Here is a 17,271-nt window from a genome sequence, read left to right as displayed (position 1 = left end):
ACGCCCGCCCAGGGCACCCTTGGTAGACCGATCCCCGGAATTGCGTCACACTGGTGTTGTGAAAATCCGTACCGGCCTCGACGACGCTGCCGTGACCGCGGCGGTGCCAGATGGGCACACCCGCCGCGCCATCGTGCGCCTGCTGGTGGAGTCCGGATCGATCACCGCCGGCGAGATCGGTGACCGGCTTGGGCTGGCCGCCGCCGGCGTGCGCCGCCACCTCGACGCCCTGATCGAGGCGGGGGAGGCCGAGTCGGTGCCCGCCGCGTCCTGGCAGCAGGTGGGGCGCGGGCGTCCCGCCAAGCGGTTCCGGCTCACCGCGGGGGGCCGCGCCAAGCTCGAGCACGCGTACGACGACCTCGCGGCGGCGGCCATGCGGCAGCTGCGGGAGATCGGCGGCGAGGACGCCGTCCGCACGTTCGCCCGGCAACGGATCGACTCGATCCTGGCCGGAGTACCGTCGGCAGAGGGCGACGACGACGCCGAGGTCGAGGCGGCAGCCGAGCGGGTGGCCGGCGCGCTGACCGAGGCGGGTTACGTCGCCACCACGACGCGGGTCGGCGGCCCGATCCACGGCGTGCAGATCTGCCAGCACCACTGCCCGGTGTCACACGTCGCCGAGGAATTCCCGGAGCTGTGTGAAGCCGAGCAGCAGGCCATGGCCGAGGTGCTCGGGACCCACGTGCAGCGGTTGGCGACCATCGTCAACGGGAACTGCGCTTGCACCACCCACGTGCCACTTACCCCGGCGCCCAGCCCGCGTCGCGACACCACGAGCATCGAAGGAGCGTCGTTATGACCCTCACGCCAGAGGCCCAGAAGGCCATGACAGAGCCGTTGACCCAGGAAGAGGCGATCGCCTCGCTGGGCCGCTACGGCTATGGCTGGGCGGACTCCGACGTCGCCGGAGCCAGCGCCCAGCGCGGGCTGTCCGAGGCGGTGGTTCGCGACATCTCGGCGAAGAAGAACGAGCCCGAATGGATGCTGCAGACCCGGCTGAAGGCGTTGCGCATCTTCGACCGCAAGCCGATGCCGACGTGGGGCTCGAACCTCTCGGGCATCGACTTCGACAACATCAAGTACTTCGTGCGGTCCACCGAAAAGCAGGCCGCCACTTGGGATGACCTGCCGGAGGACATCCGGAACACCTACGACCGGCTGGGCATCCCGGAGGCCGAGAAGCAGCGGCTGGTCGCCGGTGTGGCCGCCCAGTACGAGTCCGAGGTGGTGTATCACCAGATCCGCGAGGACCTGGAGTCCCAGGGCGTCATCTTCCTCGACACCGACACCGGCCTGCGGGAACACCCCGAGCTCTTCCAGCAGTACTTCGGCACCGTGATCCCGGCCGGGGACAACAAGTTCTCCGCGCTGAACACCGCGGTGTGGAGCGGCGGATCCTTCATCTACGTTCCACCGGGCGTGCACGTCGACATCCCGCTCCAGGCCTACTTCCGGATCAACACCGAGAACATGGGCCAGTTCGAGCGCACCCTGATCATCGTCGACGAGAACGCTTACGTGCACTACGTGGAGGGCTGCACCGCGCCCATCTACACGTCGGACTCGTTGCACTCGGCGGTGGTGGAGATCATCGTCAAACCCGGTGGCCGTTGCCGTTACACCACGATTCAGAACTGGTCGAACAACGTCTACAACCTGGTCACCAAGCGGGCGCGCGCCGAGGCCGGCGCCACCATGGAGTGGGTCGACGGCAACATCGGGTCCAAGGTGACCATGAAGTACCCGGCCGTTTGGATGACCGGTGAGCACGCCAAGGGTGAAGTCCTCTCGGTCGCTTTCGCCGGGGAGGGCCAACACCAGGACGCCGGCGCCAAGATGTTGCACCTGGCGCCCAACACGTCGAGCAACATCGTCTCGAAGTCGGTGGCCCGCGGCGGCGGCCGCACCTCCTACCGGGGCCTGGTGCAGGTGAACAAGGGCGCGCACGGCTCGCGTTCCAGCGTGAAATGCGATGCGCTGCTGGTCGATACGATCAGCCGCAGCGACACCTACCCCTACGTCGACATCCGCGAGGACGATGTCACGATGGGCCACGAGGCCACCGTGTCGAAGGTCAGTGACAACCAGCTGTTCTACCTGATGAGCCGCGGGCTGACCGAGGACGAGGCGATGGCGATGGTGGTGCGCGGCTTCGTGGAGCCGATCGCCAAGGAACTGCCCATGGAGTACGCCCTGGAGCTCAACCGGCTCATCGAGCTGCAGATGGAGGGCGCGGTCGGATGACGGCCACTGCTGCCGCCCTGAACAAGGGCGAATTGTTCGCGTCCTTCGACGTGGACGCCTTCGAGGTGCCCAGTGGGCGCGACGAGATCTGGCGGTTCACCCCACTGCGGCGGTTGCGCGGGCTGCACGACGGCTCGGCTCAGGCCACCGGTAGGGCGCAGATCAGCGTCGGAGAGCAACCGGGTGTGCAGGTCGAGGCCGTGCGCCGCGGCGACGAGCGGTTGGGTCGCGCCGGCGTGCCCACAGATCGCGTTGCCGCGCAAGCGTTTTCGTCGTTCAACTCCGCGACGCTGGTGAGCGTGGGCCGGGACGTGCAGGTTGCCGAGCCAGTCAACGTCACGGTGACCGGGCCGGGCGAGGGCGCGGTGGCATACGGACATCTGCAGATCGCCGTCGCCGAGCTGGGCGAGGCGGTCGTGGTGATCGACCACCGGGGCAGCGGAACCTACGCCGACAACGTCGAATTGATCGTCGGCGACTCCGCGCGCCTCACCGTGGTGTGGATCGCGGACTGGGCCGACGACACGGTGCACGTGTCCGCGCACCACGCAAAGTTGGGCAAGGACGCGGTGCTCCGCCACGTGGCCGTCACCCTGGGCGGCGAGGTGGTCCGGACGTCGGCCAACGTGCGGTACGCCGCACCGGGCGGGGACGCCGAGCTGCTCGGCTTGTACTTCGCCGACGACGGGCAGCACCTGGAATCACGGCTGCTGGTCGACCACGCCCAGCCCAACTGCAAGTCCACCGTGCTGTACAAGGGTGCGCTGCAAGGGGATCCGTCATCGCAGCGGCCCGATGCGCACACGGTCTGGGTCGGTGACGTGCTGATCCGCGCCGAGGCCACCGACACCGACACCTTCGAGGTGAACCGCAACCTGGTGCTGACCGACGGGGCGCGCGCCGACTCGGTGCCCAACCTGGAGATCGAGACCGGCGAGATCGTCGGCGCCGGGCACGCCAGTGCCACCGGGCGTTTCGACGACGAGCAACTGTTCTACCTGAGGGCCCGCGGCATCCCCGAGGACCAGGCGCGACGGCTGGTGGTGCGCGGCTTCTTCGGCGAGATCATCGCCAAGATCGCCGTGCCGGACATCCGCGAACGCCTCACCGCCGCCATCGAACACGAACTGGAAATCACGGAGAAGACAACAGCGTCATGACGACTTTGGAAATTAAAGACCTGCACGTCAGCGTCGAAGATCCCAACGCCCCCGAGGGCAGCCGCGAGATCGGAATCCTCAACGGCGTCAACCTGACCGTCAAATCCGGTGAGACACATGCGGTCATGGGGCCCAACGGCTCGGGCAAGTCCACGCTGTCCTACGCCATCGCCGGTCACCCGAAGTATCGGGTGACGTCCGGGTCGATCACGCTGGACGGCCAGAACGTCCTGGACATGAGCGTCGACGAACGCGCCCGCGCCGGACTGTTTCTGGCCATGCAGTACCCCGTCGAGGTGCCGGGCGTGTCGATGTCGAACTTCCTGCGCAGCGCCGCCACCGCCGTCCGCGGCGAGCCGCCGAAACTGCGGCACTGGGTCAAGGAGGTCAAGGCCGCGATGACCGACCTCGACATCGACCCGGCGTTCGCCGAACGCAGCGTCAACGAAGGGTTTTCCGGCGGCGAGAAGAAGCGCCACGAGATCCTGCAGCTGGGTCTGCTCAAGCCGAAGATCGCCATCCTCGACGAGACCGACTCCGGCCTGGACGTGGACGCGCTGCGGGTGGTCAGCGAGGGCGTGAACCGCTACGCGGAGGCCGAGCACGGCGGCATCCTGTTGATCACTCACTACACCCGGATCCTGCGCTACATCCACCCGCAATTCGTGCACGTGTTCGTCGGGGGCCGGATCGTCGAATCCGGCGGTCCGGAGCTCGCCGACGAGCTCGAGGAGAACGGCTACGTGCGCTTCACCGAAGCGGCGGCCGCGGGGGCCTAAGCACATGACCGCACTGGACGTCGACGCGATCCGCGCGGACTTTCCGATCCTGAAGCGCGTGATGCGCGGCGGAAAGCAGTTGGCGTACCTGGATTCCGGCGCGACGTCGCAGCGCCCCCTGCAGGTGCTCGACGCCGAACGCGAGTTCCTGATCACCTCCAACGGCGCGGTGCATCGTGGCGCGCACCAGCTGATGGAGGAGGCGACCGACGCCTACGAGCAGGGCCGCGCCGACGTCGCGGCGTTCGTCGGCGCCGAGGCCGACGAGCTGGTCTTCACCCGAAACGCCACCGAGGCGCTCAACCTCGCGTCATACGTGCTGGGCGACAACAGGTTCGACCGGGCCGTCGGCGAGGGTGACGTGATCGTCACCACCGAGCTGGAGCACCACGCCAACATTGTCCCGTGGCAGGAGCTGGCCCGTCGCAGCGGCGCCACGTTGCGCTGGTACGGCGTGACCGATGACGGGCGCATCGACTTGGATTCACTGGAGCTCGACGAGCGCGTGAAAGTCGTTGCTTTCAGCCATCATTCGAATGTGACCGGCGCGGTGGCGCCGGTGGCGGAACTGGTCAGCCGCGCCCAAGCCGTCGGCGCCGTCACGGTGCTGGACGCCTGCCAGTCGGTGCCGCACGAGCCGGTCGACCTGCACGCGCTCGACGTCGACTTCGCGGCATTCTCCGGTCACAAGATGTTGGCCCCCAACGGGGTCGGCGCGCTCTACGCCCGCCGCGAGGTGTTGTCGAAGCTGCCGCCCTTCCTGACCGGCGGGTCGATGATCGAGACGGTCACGATGGAGACGTCGACCTACGCCCCGGCGCCGCAACGGTTCGAGGCCGGCACCCCGATGACCTCTCAGGTCGTCGGATTGGGTGCGGCCGCAAGGTATCTGGGTGCCATCGGCATGGACGCGGTGCGAGCGCACGAGCGCGAACTGGTCGCTGCGACCCTCGCGGGCCTTGCGGGCATCGAGGGCGTGCGGATCATCGGGCCCACCGTCATGGAAAACCGCGGCTCGCCCGTCTCGTTCGTCGTCGACGGCGTGCACGCGCACGACGTCGGGCAGGTGCTCGACGACGACGGTGTTGCGGTGCGCGTCGGGCATCACTGCGCGATGCCGTTGCACCGCCGGTTCGGCGTGGCGGCCACCGCACGGGCGTCGTTCGCCGTGTACAACACCGCCGACGAGGTCGAGCGGTTGGTGGCCGGCGTGCGCCGGGCGCTGGAATTCTTCGGGAGAGACTGACCGTGCGCCTGGAGCAGATGTATCAGGACGTGATCCTCGATCACTACAAGCATCCCCAGCACCGGGGGCTGCGGGAGCCGTTCGGCGCGCAGGTTTCTCACGTCAACCCGGTCTGTGGCGACGAGGTGACCCTGCGGGTCGCGCTGTCCGAGGACGGTCGGCGCGTCGCGGACGTCTCCTATGACGGTCAGGGCTGTTCGATCAGCCAGGCGGCCACCTCGGTGCTCACCCAGCAGGTGATCGGGCAGACCGTGCCCGAAGCGCTGAACACCGTCAGCGCGTTCACCGAGATGGTGTCCTCGCGCGGCACCGTCGAGGGCGACGAGGACATCCTCGGCGACGGGATCGCGTTCGCCGGAGTGGCCAAATACCCGGCCCGGGTGAAATGCGCACTGCTGGGCTGGATGGCGTTCAAGGACGCGTTGGCCCAGGCTTGCTCGGACACGGGCGCGGACTTCGAGGAGGAGAAAGATGAGCGAGACCGCCGCACCGGATGACGAATTCATTGCCGACCTCGAGGAGGCGATGCGCGACGTAGTCGACCCCGAATTGGGCATCAACGTCGTCGATCTGGGACTGGTCTACGGGCTCAACGTGGAAGAGGGCGACGACGGAACCGTCGCCCTGATCGACATGACGTTGACGTCTGCGGCCTGCCCGCTGACCGATGTCATCGAGGACCAGTCGCGCAGCGCGCTCGTCAGCAGCGGCCTGGTCGACGACCTGCGGATCAACTGGGTGTGGAACCCGCCGTGGGGTCCGGACAAGATCACCGAGGACGGTCGCGAACAACTGCGCGCCCTCGGCTTCACCGTCTGACTCGGCGGCGACCCGCCGCGCCCGGCTTCGCCGCGCTTGCGATCGCCGCTGACCTGATGGCGGCGACCCGCTGCGCCCGGCTCTGCCGCGCTTGCGATCGCCGCTGACCTGATGGCGGCGACCCGCCGCGCCCGGCTCTGCCGCGCTTGCGATCGCCGCTGACCTGATGGCGGCGACCCGCCGCGCCCGGCTTCGCCGCGCTTGCGATCGCCGCTAAAGGTGGAAGGGCAGGTGCGGCAGGTGCAGGTGGTGGTGCGGTCGCCCCATCGGCGGGCACTGTTCCAGGCTGATGGTCGTCGCCCGCAACGCGCCGCCATCGTTCGTTCCTTGAGCCCCCATGCAGGTGCCGTTCGTGATCGCCTGGGTGTTGCTGATCGTCTGCCTCTTGTAGGACGTCGCGTCTGTGACGGTCACCGTGGTGGGGCCCCCGGGCCCAATCCCGTTGACGTCGATGGTGTTTGCCGACACGGAGGTTACCGTGCCGTAGAAGCCGGCGGGCGGCGGGCACTTGCCGTCGACCGCCGCGGTGATCATGACGGTCTGCGCGGTGACGCCGGCGGCGGGTGAACTTTGCGGGGTGGCGCGCACGTTGACACAGCTACCCGGAGTGACATCGGGGAGCGTGGCCGGGGCCACCTGGAAGACGGGTGTCGCCGGGGCGAAGTCCACGGTCGCCGAACCGCTGCGTGTTCTGAGCTGAATCTTGTCGCCGGCGACCGACTGGACCATGCCCTCGACGTAGTCCTTGCCGACGGGCGGGGGCGCCGGGGGCGGCGCCGCCGCGCTCGGCGGCGGGGCGGGCGGGGCAGCTGCCGGCACCGACGGCTTGGCGGCGTTGCCGGTATTCGTATGGCTCGACCGGCACATCGCGACGCTCAGGATGGCGACCCCGACGACGGCGACGAGCGCGATCCGCGCCAGCCGCGGCTTGACCGTGATAGCCATCGGCGCGCTCCGATCGTGACAACAACAGACCCGATGACCCGGGTACCCGTTCGAAAGTGAGATATCACCCGACCGTAACCGAGATCACTGATCGCGGCCCCCGCGAGGAGGTGTCTTCCGGGACCGCACGCCGATTACCCCGTGATGTTCGTCCACCCAATGTGCGCTTGTCGTCACTCAGTCACCCGGGTGAATGCTCGGTCGGGGTGATGACCATTCACCCCGACGCCCGTCACGCTAACTGATGAGCAGACCGGACTAATCGGGGCTGCGACGCAAAATCACAGGAGAGCCACGACGTGCCCACCGACTTTGACGCTCAGAGGGTCGCGCCGCTGCCCAACGGGGACCGCGAAGATTCGCCGACGTCAGTCAACTGCCGCCGCGCGGCGGGGCTCCGCCGTCAACTGATTGATCGGGCCGAGATCACAAGCTCGCCGGTTCCGTTTCGACCAGATGCGTATCCGCGCGGCGCGGTCGGTGATGCAATTGCCAGCCCAAGCGGGAGCCCGCTGGTGCGTAACCCGGTTGCCGTTCCCCGCGGCATTGAGCATCTCGATTTCTCCCCCCGATGTCAGATCGCGTTCTTGGATAACGGGTTTCGGTGTAAACAGCTGGCCTCGGCCTATATCGAATTCCACATGGTCGGCTACTGCAGGCGCTTTGACTGTGACGAGGACGGCAATGCGTGTGGCTTCGTGTGTGCCGGCCATCTCGACGCATTGGAATACACCGCCGAGTGCACCGTGCGAGAGCTAAAGCCGGCGGCGCCGGTGCGGTGGATATCCCGCCACATCGGTCGATGCACGACCTGCGGCCGGTCGATCATGTTCGTCTCCGACATTCTGCAAGTTGTGGTGATGCTCTAGAAACGCCGACGCTAACGCCGCAGATATATTCCGAACCACCGAAAAGCTAAGCCGGTTAACACGATTCATTGTGTAATCAAGAATCCTACGAAGGAGAATTTCATGAAGGCGATACGTCTGCACACGGACGGGCTGCGACTTGACGAGATTGCCCGACCCGAGCCCAGGCCGGACGAGGTGCTTGTGCGCGTCCATGCCGCGGCGATCACGCGGGATGAGCTGACCTGGTCGACCGATCGGTTGCCGGCGATCCCCTCGTATGAGCTGTGCGGTGTCGTCGAATCGACCGGCGAGGAGGTGATCGCGCTGACGCCGTTCGACCGCGACGGCGTCGCCGCCGAGTGGGCCGCCGTGCCGAAATCCCTGCTCGCCCCGAAGCCGTCCGCACTAAGCCGCGAGCAAGCGGCGGCGCTTCCGATGCCCGGACTGACCGCGTGGCAGGCGCTGGTCGTCCACGGCAAGGTCACGGCCGGCCAGCGGGTGCTGATCACGGGCGTGCATGGCGGAGTCGGACACATCGCCGCCCAACTCGCACGGCACCTCGGAGCGGTTCTGGTCGACGAAGGAGAGGACTGCGACGTCCTCTTCGACACCACCGGCGGTGAGGCACTTGCTCGGAGTGCAGAGCGCGCCGGGCGCATCGTGACGATCGCGGCGGAGACGCCGGGCGCGCAGTACTTCGTGGTCGAGCCGAACGGAGCACAGCTCGCGGCACTTCCGGATTTGCAGCCGCAGGTCGACACGGTCTTTCCCCTCGACCAGTTCGAAGAGGCTTTTGCTCGCACCGCACAGCGCGGGAAGAAGGGGAAGGTTGTGCTTTGCGTCGCTGAGACGTAAACCGCCCGCCCGGACGGGTGATTCCCCCGGCCAGCCGACCGCCGGCAGCGTCGCTGTGGGATGGTTACGAGCAGCCGTCGCGGTTCGCGTGCGTGCCCAGCTGTGCAGCGCGAATGGCCGCCACGTAGCCGCGCCGGAACCTGTGCCGAGGACGAGGAGGTCGTAACGACCGTCGGCCGGCGGGGTCATCCTCAAGCCGCAACTCTCAAACCGCTGACCCTCGCCAGCACAGCCCGATCCATCCGCGCTTTGGTTCGCGGCGGCGCATTACTCACCCGGGTGAATCGGGGTTTGGGGTGGTGACAGCTCACCCCGCCCGGCTGCAGTGTCGGTACCACCAGACCCGGCCGCGATTGCCGCCTTCTTTGCGGGCGTCGCTGTGCTAGTGGCTCACTTGTCCCAGTATGAGTTATGACGATCCAGGAGGCGACATTGGATGATCACCGTCACGTCGAATGGAACCCTCACTCCCGACGCATCCTGACGGCCCGTCTCCAGTTGCGCCCATGGCAACTCGACGACGACGGTGCCGCCTACCGGATATATGGAGCGCCGGAGGTTTCGCGTTGGCTGTGTCCGGCGCTGCCGTTAATCGCCGATCGCGCAGGCATGCGCCAACTCTTGGGCGAATGGATCCGACAGAGCGACGGATCCGGCCTGCCGGTGGGTCGTTGGGCGATCGCCGATAGATACTCCGGCGACTTAATCGGGGGAGTGGCACTGCTTCCACTACCACCCGGCCGCACGGATCTCGAGATTGGATGGCAGGTTGCGCCAGCCCTGTGGGGTCACGGCTACGGTGCGGAAGCCGGTCATGCGGTGGCCCATCAAGCATTCACAAATATCGGGGTCAGCGAGGTCTTCGCAGTCGTGCGACCAGGGAATCATCGCGGAGTGGCTACGGCTCGACGAGTGGGCATGGAATTGGTCGGTGAAACCGACAAGTACTACAACCTGCGCCTTGAGATCTATCGACTTAACAAGGCGGACCTTGATCTGCCTGAACCGGCCTGCGCACCGGCGCCCGGGTGACCCTAGCGCCGAATATCACCGCGCCAAAGTTGCGCGATCACTCGGGCTTCAGCTGCACGCTCGGTCGATGCCGACGTCGCTTCCGGGCAGGATCCCGGAATCAACGATTCGAGTTCGAAGGGCCTAGCGACTCAGTACACGGTAGAAGGTGGTCTGGGCGTTGCCGCCCTCAGCGAACTCGGCCAACGCTTCCACATTGAGCGCGAAATGATCGGATTGGACGTGAAGGTCGACACCGTGTTGGTTGCGGAACCGCTGATAAAGCGCGAAATGCCCTGGCCGATCGCGATCTTCGTGCAGCCGAAAGGTGCTAACGGCTCCTTCGGCCAGCGACTGGGGAATTAACCCGACAAAAGCGCGTCGCAGGTCGTCTCCCTTGCCCGGCAAAGCCACGGCCTCGGTGATCAGCACTACTTCTTCTTCATCTGACCCGTACATGTTTGACGCTCCTTCACTATCTTCCCAAGGGCTTTGCGCCATCGCGGGATCGAGTAACTACCTCGCCGGCGCGGTCATTCGTGTACCGCAACGGCACATCTGATGGTGCGTCACCCGCAATGGAACGTACTGCCTGAGATATGGCCACGACTTGGTGAACGACATTCGCCACCGCTTTGCTCCGCCGCTTGTTGTGAGCCTCATAAACACTTCTTAGGCAAGACTACCCGCTCGGCGATAGCGGATTCGCTGAATTACCGTCTACGCGTTCATAACTCAGTGGGCCACGGCGGGCCTCTGAGCGTCCCGGCGGAGTCGATGTGTGCCTCGGAGATCAAAACTCACCCGGGTGAATCGACGCCGGGATGATGACGGCTCACCCTGCGGCGCACCAGACTCGATGCAGTTCGACTTTGATATCCGGGATGCCGGATGTCGACGCCAAGGCAACAAATCGTCTTGCCGGGCAAAGGCGCTAATGGCCCGGCGGAGCCGTCGAGAATGATCAGCAGAAGGGTCTCATCATGCATTTCGATTCCAGGAAGGCCATCATCGTCGGAGGCAGCGCCGGCATGGGCCGGCAGGTCGCCGTTGACATCGTGCGCCACGGCGGTAGCGCGGTGATTGTCGGACGGTCGAAAGACCGTGTGGATGACACGCTGAGCGAACTGACGAGCGAAGGCGGCCGAGCGTGGGGGATCACTGCGGAGTTGACCGAGCGCGCCGCGGTCGCCGATGTTCAGCGCGCACTCTCCGAGGAGCACACCGATGCGACTCTGCTCGTCAACGCGGCCGGATTCTTCATCCCCAAGCCGTTTCTCGAGTACGACGCGCTGACCTATGACTCTTACATGGAGCTCAACTATGCCCTGTTCTTCCTGACGCAGACCGTCGTCGCGGGCATGATCGCTAAGGAAGAGGGCGGGGCAATCGTCAACATCGGCAGCATGTGGGCACACCAGGCGATCGGTCTGACTCCTTCGTCGGTTTACTCGATGCAAAAGGCCGGCCTGCATGCGCTCACCCATAACCTGGCCATCGAGCTTGCGGGGCACAACATTCGCGTCAACGCGGTGGCGCCGGCCGTGGTCAAGACCCCGCTCTACGAGGGCTTCATCCCGAAGGACGAGATCGACACCACGCTTGCCACTTTCGCGCCGCTTCATCCGCTGGGACGAGTCGGGACCCCGGCCGACGTGGCCAACGCAGTGACGTATCTGCTCTCTGATGAGGCCAGTTGGGTCACCGGTGCGATTCTCAACGTCGACGGCGGCATCATGGCTGGCCGCAACTAAACAAGCCTGTCCGAACGAAGGAGACCAGGTGTCACACCAATACAGCAAGGACCCTGCCGCGGTCGACGCGCTCAGCCCCGAGCAATACCACGTCACCCAGGAGAGCGGCACGGAGCCTCCGTTCACCGGCGAGTACTGCGACAACCATGAACCCGGCATCTACGTCGATATTGTTTCTGGCGAACCACTTTTCGCATCGGCGGACAAATTCGACAGCGGAAGTGGCTGGCCCAGCTTCACCCGGCCCATCGACGCGGACAGCCTGGTTGAGAGGCGAGACCTTAGCCACTTCATGGAACGGGTCGAGGTGCGCTCAGCCCATGCCGGCAGTCATCTGGGGCACGTATTCACGGACGGCCCCGGAGAAGCTGGCGGCTTGCGTTACTGCATCAACTCGGCGTCGCTGCGATTTATCCACCGCGATGACCTGGAAGCTCAGGGTTATGGGCAATACCTGCGATTGTTCGCGAAAGACGTATCGGGGCAGGCCCAAAGCGTCGGTGAGCAACAATCATGACCGGTCACGACAAGATCGCCATTCTCGCCGGCGGGTGCTTTTGGGGCATGGAGGACCTCTTCCGCGGGCGGCCCGGTGTGGTATCCACCCGTGTCGGCTACACCGGCGGCAGCAACACTCACCCCACCTATCACAATCACCCCGGTCACGCCGAGGCACTCGAAATCACCTACGACCCAGACCAGACCGATTACCGGGCGCTGTTGGAATTCTTTTTCAAGATCCATGACCCGACCACCAAGAACCGTCAGGGCAATGATGTCGGAACCAGTTACCGGTCGGCAATTTTCTATCTGGACGACGAGCAAAAGCGAATCGCAATGCGAACCATCGCCGACATCGAGGATTCCGGGAGGTGGCCCGGCAGAGTTGTCACCGAGGTGAACCCGGCCGGTGAGTTTTGGGAAGCCGAACCCGAACACCAGAACTACCTGCAGCGCTACCCATCGGGCTACACGTGCCACTACGTCCGCCCCGATTGGACGGTACCCAACCGCGGTGACGGGGCAAAGGCGTCGGCGGCTGGACGCGACAAGCCGGCTTAGCAACGACATGGGCTCGGTAACACAAGACAGGGACGCGACAGCTCCGCCTCATGGGCAGGTGCTGTTGAGCGTGTACGCGCCGCTGGTGCTTTCTGGCGCAGCATGCGCCGCAGGATGGGTTCTACCGCGGCCCAGTGATGGGCGAGCGGCGGCGACGGGATGACTCAGAATCCGAATCTGGCCGCGTTGTCGGCGGCGGGAGTGTCGGTTTGGCTGGACGACTTGTCCCGCAGTCTGCTGCAATCTGGCAAGCTGCGACAGCTTATCGACACGAGAAGCGTTGTCGGCGTGACCACTAACCCGTCCACCTTTGAGCATGCACTTGCGAACGGCCGCGCCTACGATGGCCAGATCGCCGAGCTGACGGCCCGCGGCACGGACATCGGCACCGCGGTCCGCACGGCGATCACCGATGACGTCCGGGCGGCCTGCGATGTGCTGCGCCCGCAATGGGAAGGTTCCGGCGGCGTCGACGGAAGAGTGTCCATTGAAGTCGACCCGTCGCTCGCGCACGACACCGATGCGACAGTCACGCAGGTGGTCGAGTTGGCCAAAATTGTCGACCGGCCCAACGTGTTAATCAAAATACCGGCCACCGCCGCGGGGCTGCCCGCAATCACCGCGGCGTTGGCCAAGGGTGTTTCTGTCAACGTGACGCTGATCTTTTCCGTCCAACGCTACCGGGCGGTCATGGATGCTTATCTGGCCGGCATCGAATCCGCCCTGCACGCGGGCGCTGACCTATCCCAAATCCATTCGGTAGCATCATTATTCGTCTCCCGGGTGGACACCGAAGTCGACAAGCGACTCGAGGCAATCGGCACCGATGAGGCGCTCGCCCTGCGGGGACAGACGGGCATCGCCAACGCCCGATTGGCCTACGCCGCCTATCAGCAGGTCTTCGAAGCCGAGCCTCGTTACGCGGCGTTGCGCGCCGCGGGTGCTCGCCTGCAACGCCCACTGTGGGCCTCCACCGGAGTGAAAAACGCCGCCTACCTTGACACGTTGTACGTCACCGAACTGGTGGCACCCAACACTGTCAGCACCATTCCGGAGCCCACGCTGGAAGCGGTCGCCGATCACGGCGTCGTCTCCGGTGACACCGTGACCGGCAAGGCGGCGCAGGCCCAGGAGGTTTTCGACCGGCTGACAGCCGTCGGTATCGATCTGCACGACGCGTTCGCTCTGCTGGAACACGACGGGGTGTCCAAGTTCGCGGCGTCCTGGTCGCGGTCAGTTCAACGCTAGACACGCCCGCCGTGCGCTGAGCGCTCGTTTTGTTCATCGGGCTAGCTGACCTACCGATCGAGGCGCATCAACTCGCTACCCGCGCCTCGTGACTGGCTGGCGAGTTGGACAGTAAATCGCGCAACTGTCTTCGGCCGCGGTTGAGCCTCGAACTTACGGTTCCTGGTCCGGTATCCGTCAGGGCAGCGATCTCTTTATACGTGTATCCGGCAATGTCGGCGAAATACACCGTGATGCGGAACTGCTCGGGCAAGAGCATCATTGCCGCCTTGAGGTGGGGGTCTGGCAGCATCTCGAGCGCCTGGTCTTCGGCCGACCGTAGGAACCGATGGGTGCGTGGGGCATTGACCACGAGCTGTTGATCGGTGATCTCACCAGCCGGATGCTGGGCGGGACGGCGCTTTTGCCGCCGATAACTGGTGATATGAGCGTTGGTCATGATCTGCCGCAGCCATGCCTTAAGGTTCGTTCCGGGCTCGAATGACCCGAGACCGGCATACGCGTTGAGCAGCGTTTCTTGCACCAGATCCTCCGCATCCACTCGATTGGAGGTCATTCGAAGAGCGTGCCGATACAGCGGCTCAATGAGCGGGGTGATGGCGCTTTCAAACTGAGCGTTCAGCGCGCCGTCTGGCGCCTTCGCCGATTCCGCTCGTACGCGACCCACGCTATGCTCCGGCTGTCGCGAAAACCATTGGCATGCAGCGAGGCTCGCTCCCGCGGCGGCGAGCTGGCCAGGCCACGCGCGAGAGGCACGGGCTGTCCTGCTCGACGATCCGGCGCCTCAAGGAATGCGCAAACCAAATGCGTGAGCCTCTATCCGCACGTGCGCCTGTCATCGCATCTAACGCCGTCTCGGCCGCCTCTAGGGCCGATCGCCGTCCCAGACAACGATCGTCGCGGGTACGGTAATTCTTCACCTCCACTGCACCTCCGCTCGTCAACCTGGTGCCAGCATCGATCACCGCGGGGTGAGCGGTCATCACCCGCCGAGACAATTCATCCGGATGAGCGCCCGCGCCGCTGCCGAGTCAAGTTGACCGCCAGATCACCCGGGTGAGCGACGAGGTGGATGGCGACAGTTCACCCCTCTGCGCGCCATGATCACAACAGCGATGGCTGCGCAGCTGTGCGTTGTTCTCGGAACCTTTGCAGCTACGGAACGGAGACGGTGCCAATGGGGATTTCTGAATTCGATGATGTGCAGGCCCATCTGCTCGAGCCAGAAGAAAGCCTGGATTCAGAACAGACGGGCATCGACCTCGACGAAGGCTACTCACCGCCGGAACGCCCCCGCGAACTGCGAGCCTGGGGACTGACCGCGAGGGAAGCGCGCACCCATGAAAGTCTTGCGCGCCGACTGGCCCGCGAGGTGCCCGACGTGACCGACGAGTGGGATGGCGACGGGATCGGTGATAGCGCTGACAGCGATGGTGAGCCAATCGACGATCAGGTAGGCGATATGCGCGCAGGCCGGCTTGTCGCCTTCGACGTCGACCCCACGGACCCGGGCGGGGATTACCTTGCCCACGACGTCGGCATTGACGGCGGCGCTGCCTCGGCTGAGGAAGCCGCCATGCACATCGTCGTCGACGAAGACACCAGCGCCGGTGAGGGATGGCGCCTGCGATGACCTACCGTGCGGCCAGTGCGTGAACTCTGAGCAGTGGTAACCCGCATTGTGATCCTTGGCGGCGGCCCGGCCGGTTATGAGGCAGCGTTGGTTGCAGCTGCACGAGGCCCTGCCGTAGCGCGCGTCACCGTTGTCGACTCCGACGGGGTCGGAGGTGCCGCGGTGCTGTGTGACTGCGTGCCGTCGAAGACCTTTATCGCCTCTACGGGGCTGCGCACCGAACTGCGACGGGCAACCCGCCTGGGTTTCGACGCCCACGTCGACGACGCCAAGGTCTGTTTGGCAGAAATCCACCAGCGCATCAAGACACTCGCTACCGAGCAATCGGTAGATATCACGGCCCAACTGCTGGCCATGGACGTTGAGTTAATCGCGGGCCGCGGCGAATTGGTGGATGCGGCTCCCGGTCTGGCGCACCACTGCGTCAAGGTGACCGCTCGCGACGACAGCACTACGGTCCGCGATGCCGATGTCGTATTGATCGCCACCGGCGCCAGCCCCCGGACCCTGCCGTCGGCACACCCCGACGGCGAGCGGATCTTGACCTGGCGCCAGCTTTATGACCTGGACTCGCTGCCCGACCACCTCATCGTGGTGGGCTCCGGGGTTACCGGCATCGAATTCGCCAACGCCTACACCGAACTGGGTGTGACGGTAACGCTGGTAGCCAGTCGTGACCGGGTTTTGCCGCACGAGGACGCCGATGCCGCACAGGTGCTCGAGGAATCGTTCGCCCAACGTGGCGTCGAAGTGATCAAGGACGCCCGGGCACAATCCGTGAGGCGCACCGACGGCGGGGTGCTCGTGACGATGGCAGACGGGCGCACCGTCGAAGGCAGCCACGCATTGATGACACTTGGGTCAGTGCCCAACACCGGCCGGCTAGGCCTACAGCGTGTGGGCATCGAACCCAGGCCCGGCGACTACATTGCAGTCGACCGAGTATCGCGCACATCGGTCGCGGGCATTTACGCGGCGGGGGACTGCACCGGTCTTTTGCCGTTGGCCTCCGTTGCAGCCATGCAGGGCCGCATCGCGATGTATCACGCGCTCGGTGAGGCCGTCATTCCGCTTCGATTGCGCACTGTCGCGTCGACGGTGTTCACCCACCCGGAGGTCGCGGCGGTCGGTGTCTCGCAGGCCGCGATCGACCAAGGGTGCATTCAGGCCCGCGTCGTCACGCTGCCGCTGAAAACCAATGCGCGGGCGAAAATGTCGGAGCTGCATCAGGGATTCGTCAAGCTATTTTGCCGACAGGACAGCGGGGTGATCATAGGTGGCGTGGTGGTCGCGCCGATCGCCTCCGAATTGATACTGCCTATCGCGATCGCTGTTCAAAACGGCATCACCGTAGACGATTTGGCCCAGACGCTTGCGGTCTATCCGTCGCTGTCCGGCTCGGTCACCGAGGCGGCCCGCCGGCTCATAGTCCGCGACGAGCTCAACTGATGCACGGATTCACCAGCGCACCAGGCGCGCCGCTCGCGGTCCCTTGAAGCACGCGTCACTCGGGGCGCACGGGCAGTCGATTCGGTGTAGCTGGATCCCAGATTGAGCATTATCACCCGGGTGAATCGGCCTGAGGAGTGATGACAGATCGTCAGCGTCGGGCGATGCTCGTGCTGGATACCCACAGCTGTCCACCGCGCCGCAGGCAACACGCT

At 65.3% G+C, this 17,271-nt stretch carries 19 protein-coding genes; 16 read left to right on the top strand and 3 right to left on the bottom strand.

From position 1 onward, the window contains the following. The first annotated feature begins 19 nt into the window (after positions 1-19). Genes BRW65_RS06830 through BRW65_RS06800 form a run of 7 tightly spaced genes read left to right on the top strand, consistent with a single transcriptional unit; the run spans position 20 to position 6,248 of the window. Positions 20-799: a helix-turn-helix transcriptional regulator gene (locus tag BRW65_RS06830; RefSeq protein WP_073872618.1), complete on the top strand. Its 780-nt coding sequence runs from the start codon at positions 20-22 to the stop codon at positions 797-799. Continuing rightward, positions 796-2,244: a Fe-S cluster assembly protein SufB gene (sufB, locus tag BRW65_RS06825; RefSeq protein WP_073872616.1), complete on the top strand. Its 1,449-nt coding sequence runs from the start codon at positions 796-798 to the stop codon at positions 2,242-2,244. The genes BRW65_RS06830 and sufB overlap by 4 nt, the downstream gene beginning before the upstream one ends. Further along, the gene (gene sufD / locus BRW65_RS06820) at positions 2,241-3,404 is read left to right on the top strand and encodes a Fe-S cluster assembly protein SufD (RefSeq protein ID WP_073872613.1); all 1,164 of its coding nucleotides are present in this window, start codon (positions 2,241-2,243) and stop codon (positions 3,402-3,404) included. The genes sufB and sufD overlap by 4 nt, the downstream gene beginning before the upstream one ends. Further along, on the top strand, positions 3,401-4,183 hold the full coding sequence (gene sufC, locus BRW65_RS06815; RefSeq protein WP_073872611.1) for a Fe-S cluster assembly ATPase SufC: 783 nt from the start codon (positions 3,401-3,403) through the stop codon (positions 4,181-4,183). The genes sufD and sufC overlap by 4 nt, the downstream gene beginning before the upstream one ends. A gap of 4 nt (positions 4,184-4,187) precedes the next feature. Continuing rightward, on the top strand, positions 4,188-5,429 hold the full coding sequence (locus BRW65_RS06810) for a cysteine desulfurase (RefSeq protein ID WP_073872607.1): 1,242 nt from the start codon (positions 4,188-4,190) through the stop codon (positions 5,427-5,429). Further along, positions 5,426-5,926 carry a Fe-S cluster assembly sulfur transfer protein SufU gene (sufU, locus tag BRW65_RS06805; RefSeq protein ID WP_084187739.1) on the top strand — a complete coding sequence of 167 codons (501 nt, stop codon included), beginning with the start codon at positions 5,426-5,428 and terminating at the stop codon, positions 5,924-5,926. The genes BRW65_RS06810 and sufU overlap by 4 nt, the downstream gene beginning before the upstream one ends. After that, positions 5,901-6,248, top strand: a complete 348-nt coding sequence (locus BRW65_RS06800) for a metal-sulfur cluster assembly factor (RefSeq protein WP_068077128.1) — start codon at positions 5,901-5,903, stop codon at positions 6,246-6,248. The genes sufU and BRW65_RS06800 overlap by 26 nt, the downstream gene beginning before the upstream one ends. A gap of 213 nt (positions 6,249-6,461) precedes the next feature. Here BRW65_RS06800 and BRW65_RS06795 read toward each other — a convergent pair whose 3' ends face one another. After that, complete coding sequence (locus BRW65_RS06795) at positions 6,462-7,193, bottom strand: DUF5666 domain-containing protein (protein ID WP_073872603.1); 732 nt, start codon at positions 7,191-7,193, stop codon at positions 6,462-6,464. A 299-nt stretch (positions 7,194-7,492) separates the two neighbouring features. On the opposite strand from BRW65_RS06795, the gene BRW65_RS32170 reads away from it, so the two are divergent. The 3 genes from BRW65_RS32170 to BRW65_RS06780 all read left to right on the top strand — a co-directional run bounded on the left by BRW65_RS32170 (position 7,493) and on the right by BRW65_RS06780 (position 9,931). Next, positions 7,493-8,062 carry a hypothetical protein gene (locus BRW65_RS32170; protein WP_244168010.1) on the top strand — a complete coding sequence of 190 codons (570 nt, stop codon included), beginning with the start codon at positions 7,493-7,495 and terminating at the stop codon, positions 8,060-8,062. Positions 8,063-8,164: 102 nt separating this feature from the next. Beyond that, positions 8,165-8,899, top strand: coding sequence for an NADP-dependent oxidoreductase (locus tag BRW65_RS06785; protein ID WP_073872601.1), 735 nt, complete (start codon positions 8,165-8,167; stop codon positions 8,897-8,899). A gap of 411 nt (positions 8,900-9,310) precedes the next feature. Next, the gene (locus tag BRW65_RS06780) at positions 9,311-9,931 is read left to right on the top strand and encodes a GNAT family N-acetyltransferase (RefSeq protein ID WP_073872599.1); all 621 of its coding nucleotides are present in this window, start codon (positions 9,311-9,313) and stop codon (positions 9,929-9,931) included. 123 nt (positions 9,932-10,054) lie between these two features. Here BRW65_RS06780 and BRW65_RS06775 read toward each other — a convergent pair whose 3' ends face one another. After that, the gene (locus BRW65_RS06775) at positions 10,055-10,369 is read right to left on the bottom strand and encodes a putative quinol monooxygenase (RefSeq protein WP_167374007.1); all 315 of its coding nucleotides are present in this window, start codon (positions 10,367-10,369) and stop codon (positions 10,055-10,057) included. Between the two features lie 524 nt (positions 10,370-10,893). Between BRW65_RS06775 and BRW65_RS06770 the strand changes: the two genes are divergently transcribed. The 4 genes from BRW65_RS06770 to tal all read left to right on the top strand — a co-directional run bounded on the left by BRW65_RS06770 (position 10,894) and on the right by tal (position 13,974). After that, a complete protein-coding gene (locus tag BRW65_RS06770) occupies positions 10,894-11,664 on the top strand; it encodes an SDR family NAD(P)-dependent oxidoreductase (RefSeq protein ID WP_073872595.1) in 771 nt (256 codons plus the stop codon). Between the two features lie 28 nt (positions 11,665-11,692). After that, on the top strand, positions 11,693-12,181 hold the full coding sequence (msrB, locus tag BRW65_RS06765; protein WP_073872593.1) for a peptide-methionine (R)-S-oxide reductase MsrB: 489 nt from the start codon (positions 11,693-11,695) through the stop codon (positions 12,179-12,181). Further along, positions 12,178-12,726, top strand: coding sequence for a peptide-methionine (S)-S-oxide reductase MsrA (gene msrA, locus BRW65_RS06760; RefSeq protein ID WP_073872591.1), 549 nt, complete (start codon positions 12,178-12,180; stop codon positions 12,724-12,726). Before msrB ends, msrA begins: the two co-directional genes overlap by 4 nt. A 159-nt stretch (positions 12,727-12,885) precedes the next feature. Then, the gene (gene tal / locus BRW65_RS06755) at positions 12,886-13,974 is read left to right on the top strand and encodes a transaldolase (protein WP_073872589.1); all 1,089 of its coding nucleotides are present in this window, start codon (positions 12,886-12,888) and stop codon (positions 13,972-13,974) included. Positions 13,975-14,041: 67 nt separating this feature from the next. Here tal and BRW65_RS06750 read toward each other — a convergent pair whose 3' ends face one another. Then, positions 14,042-14,641, bottom strand: coding sequence for a sigma-70 family RNA polymerase sigma factor (locus BRW65_RS06750; protein ID WP_073872587.1), 600 nt, complete (start codon positions 14,639-14,641; stop codon positions 14,042-14,044). Positions 14,642-15,151: 510 nt separating this feature from the next. On the opposite strand from BRW65_RS06750, the gene BRW65_RS06745 reads away from it, so the two are divergent. Beyond that, positions 15,152-15,607, top strand: coding sequence for a DUF5709 domain-containing protein (locus tag BRW65_RS06745; protein WP_073872585.1), 456 nt, complete (start codon positions 15,152-15,154; stop codon positions 15,605-15,607). A gap of 33 nt (positions 15,608-15,640) precedes the next feature. After that, on the top strand, positions 15,641-17,056 hold the full coding sequence (locus tag BRW65_RS06740; protein WP_073872583.1) for an NAD(P)H-quinone dehydrogenase: 1,416 nt from the start codon (positions 15,641-15,643) through the stop codon (positions 17,054-17,056). The last annotated feature ends 215 nt before the right edge of the window (positions 17,057-17,271 follow it).

Source organism: Mycobacterium paraffinicum, from assembly GCF_001907675.1.
Classification (GTDB): Bacteria; Actinomycetota; Actinomycetes; order Mycobacteriales; family Mycobacteriaceae; genus Mycobacterium; species Mycobacterium paraffinicum_A.
The sequence above is the reverse complement of the archived record's forward strand: the minus strand, read 5'-3'. Positions and strand labels throughout refer to the sequence as shown.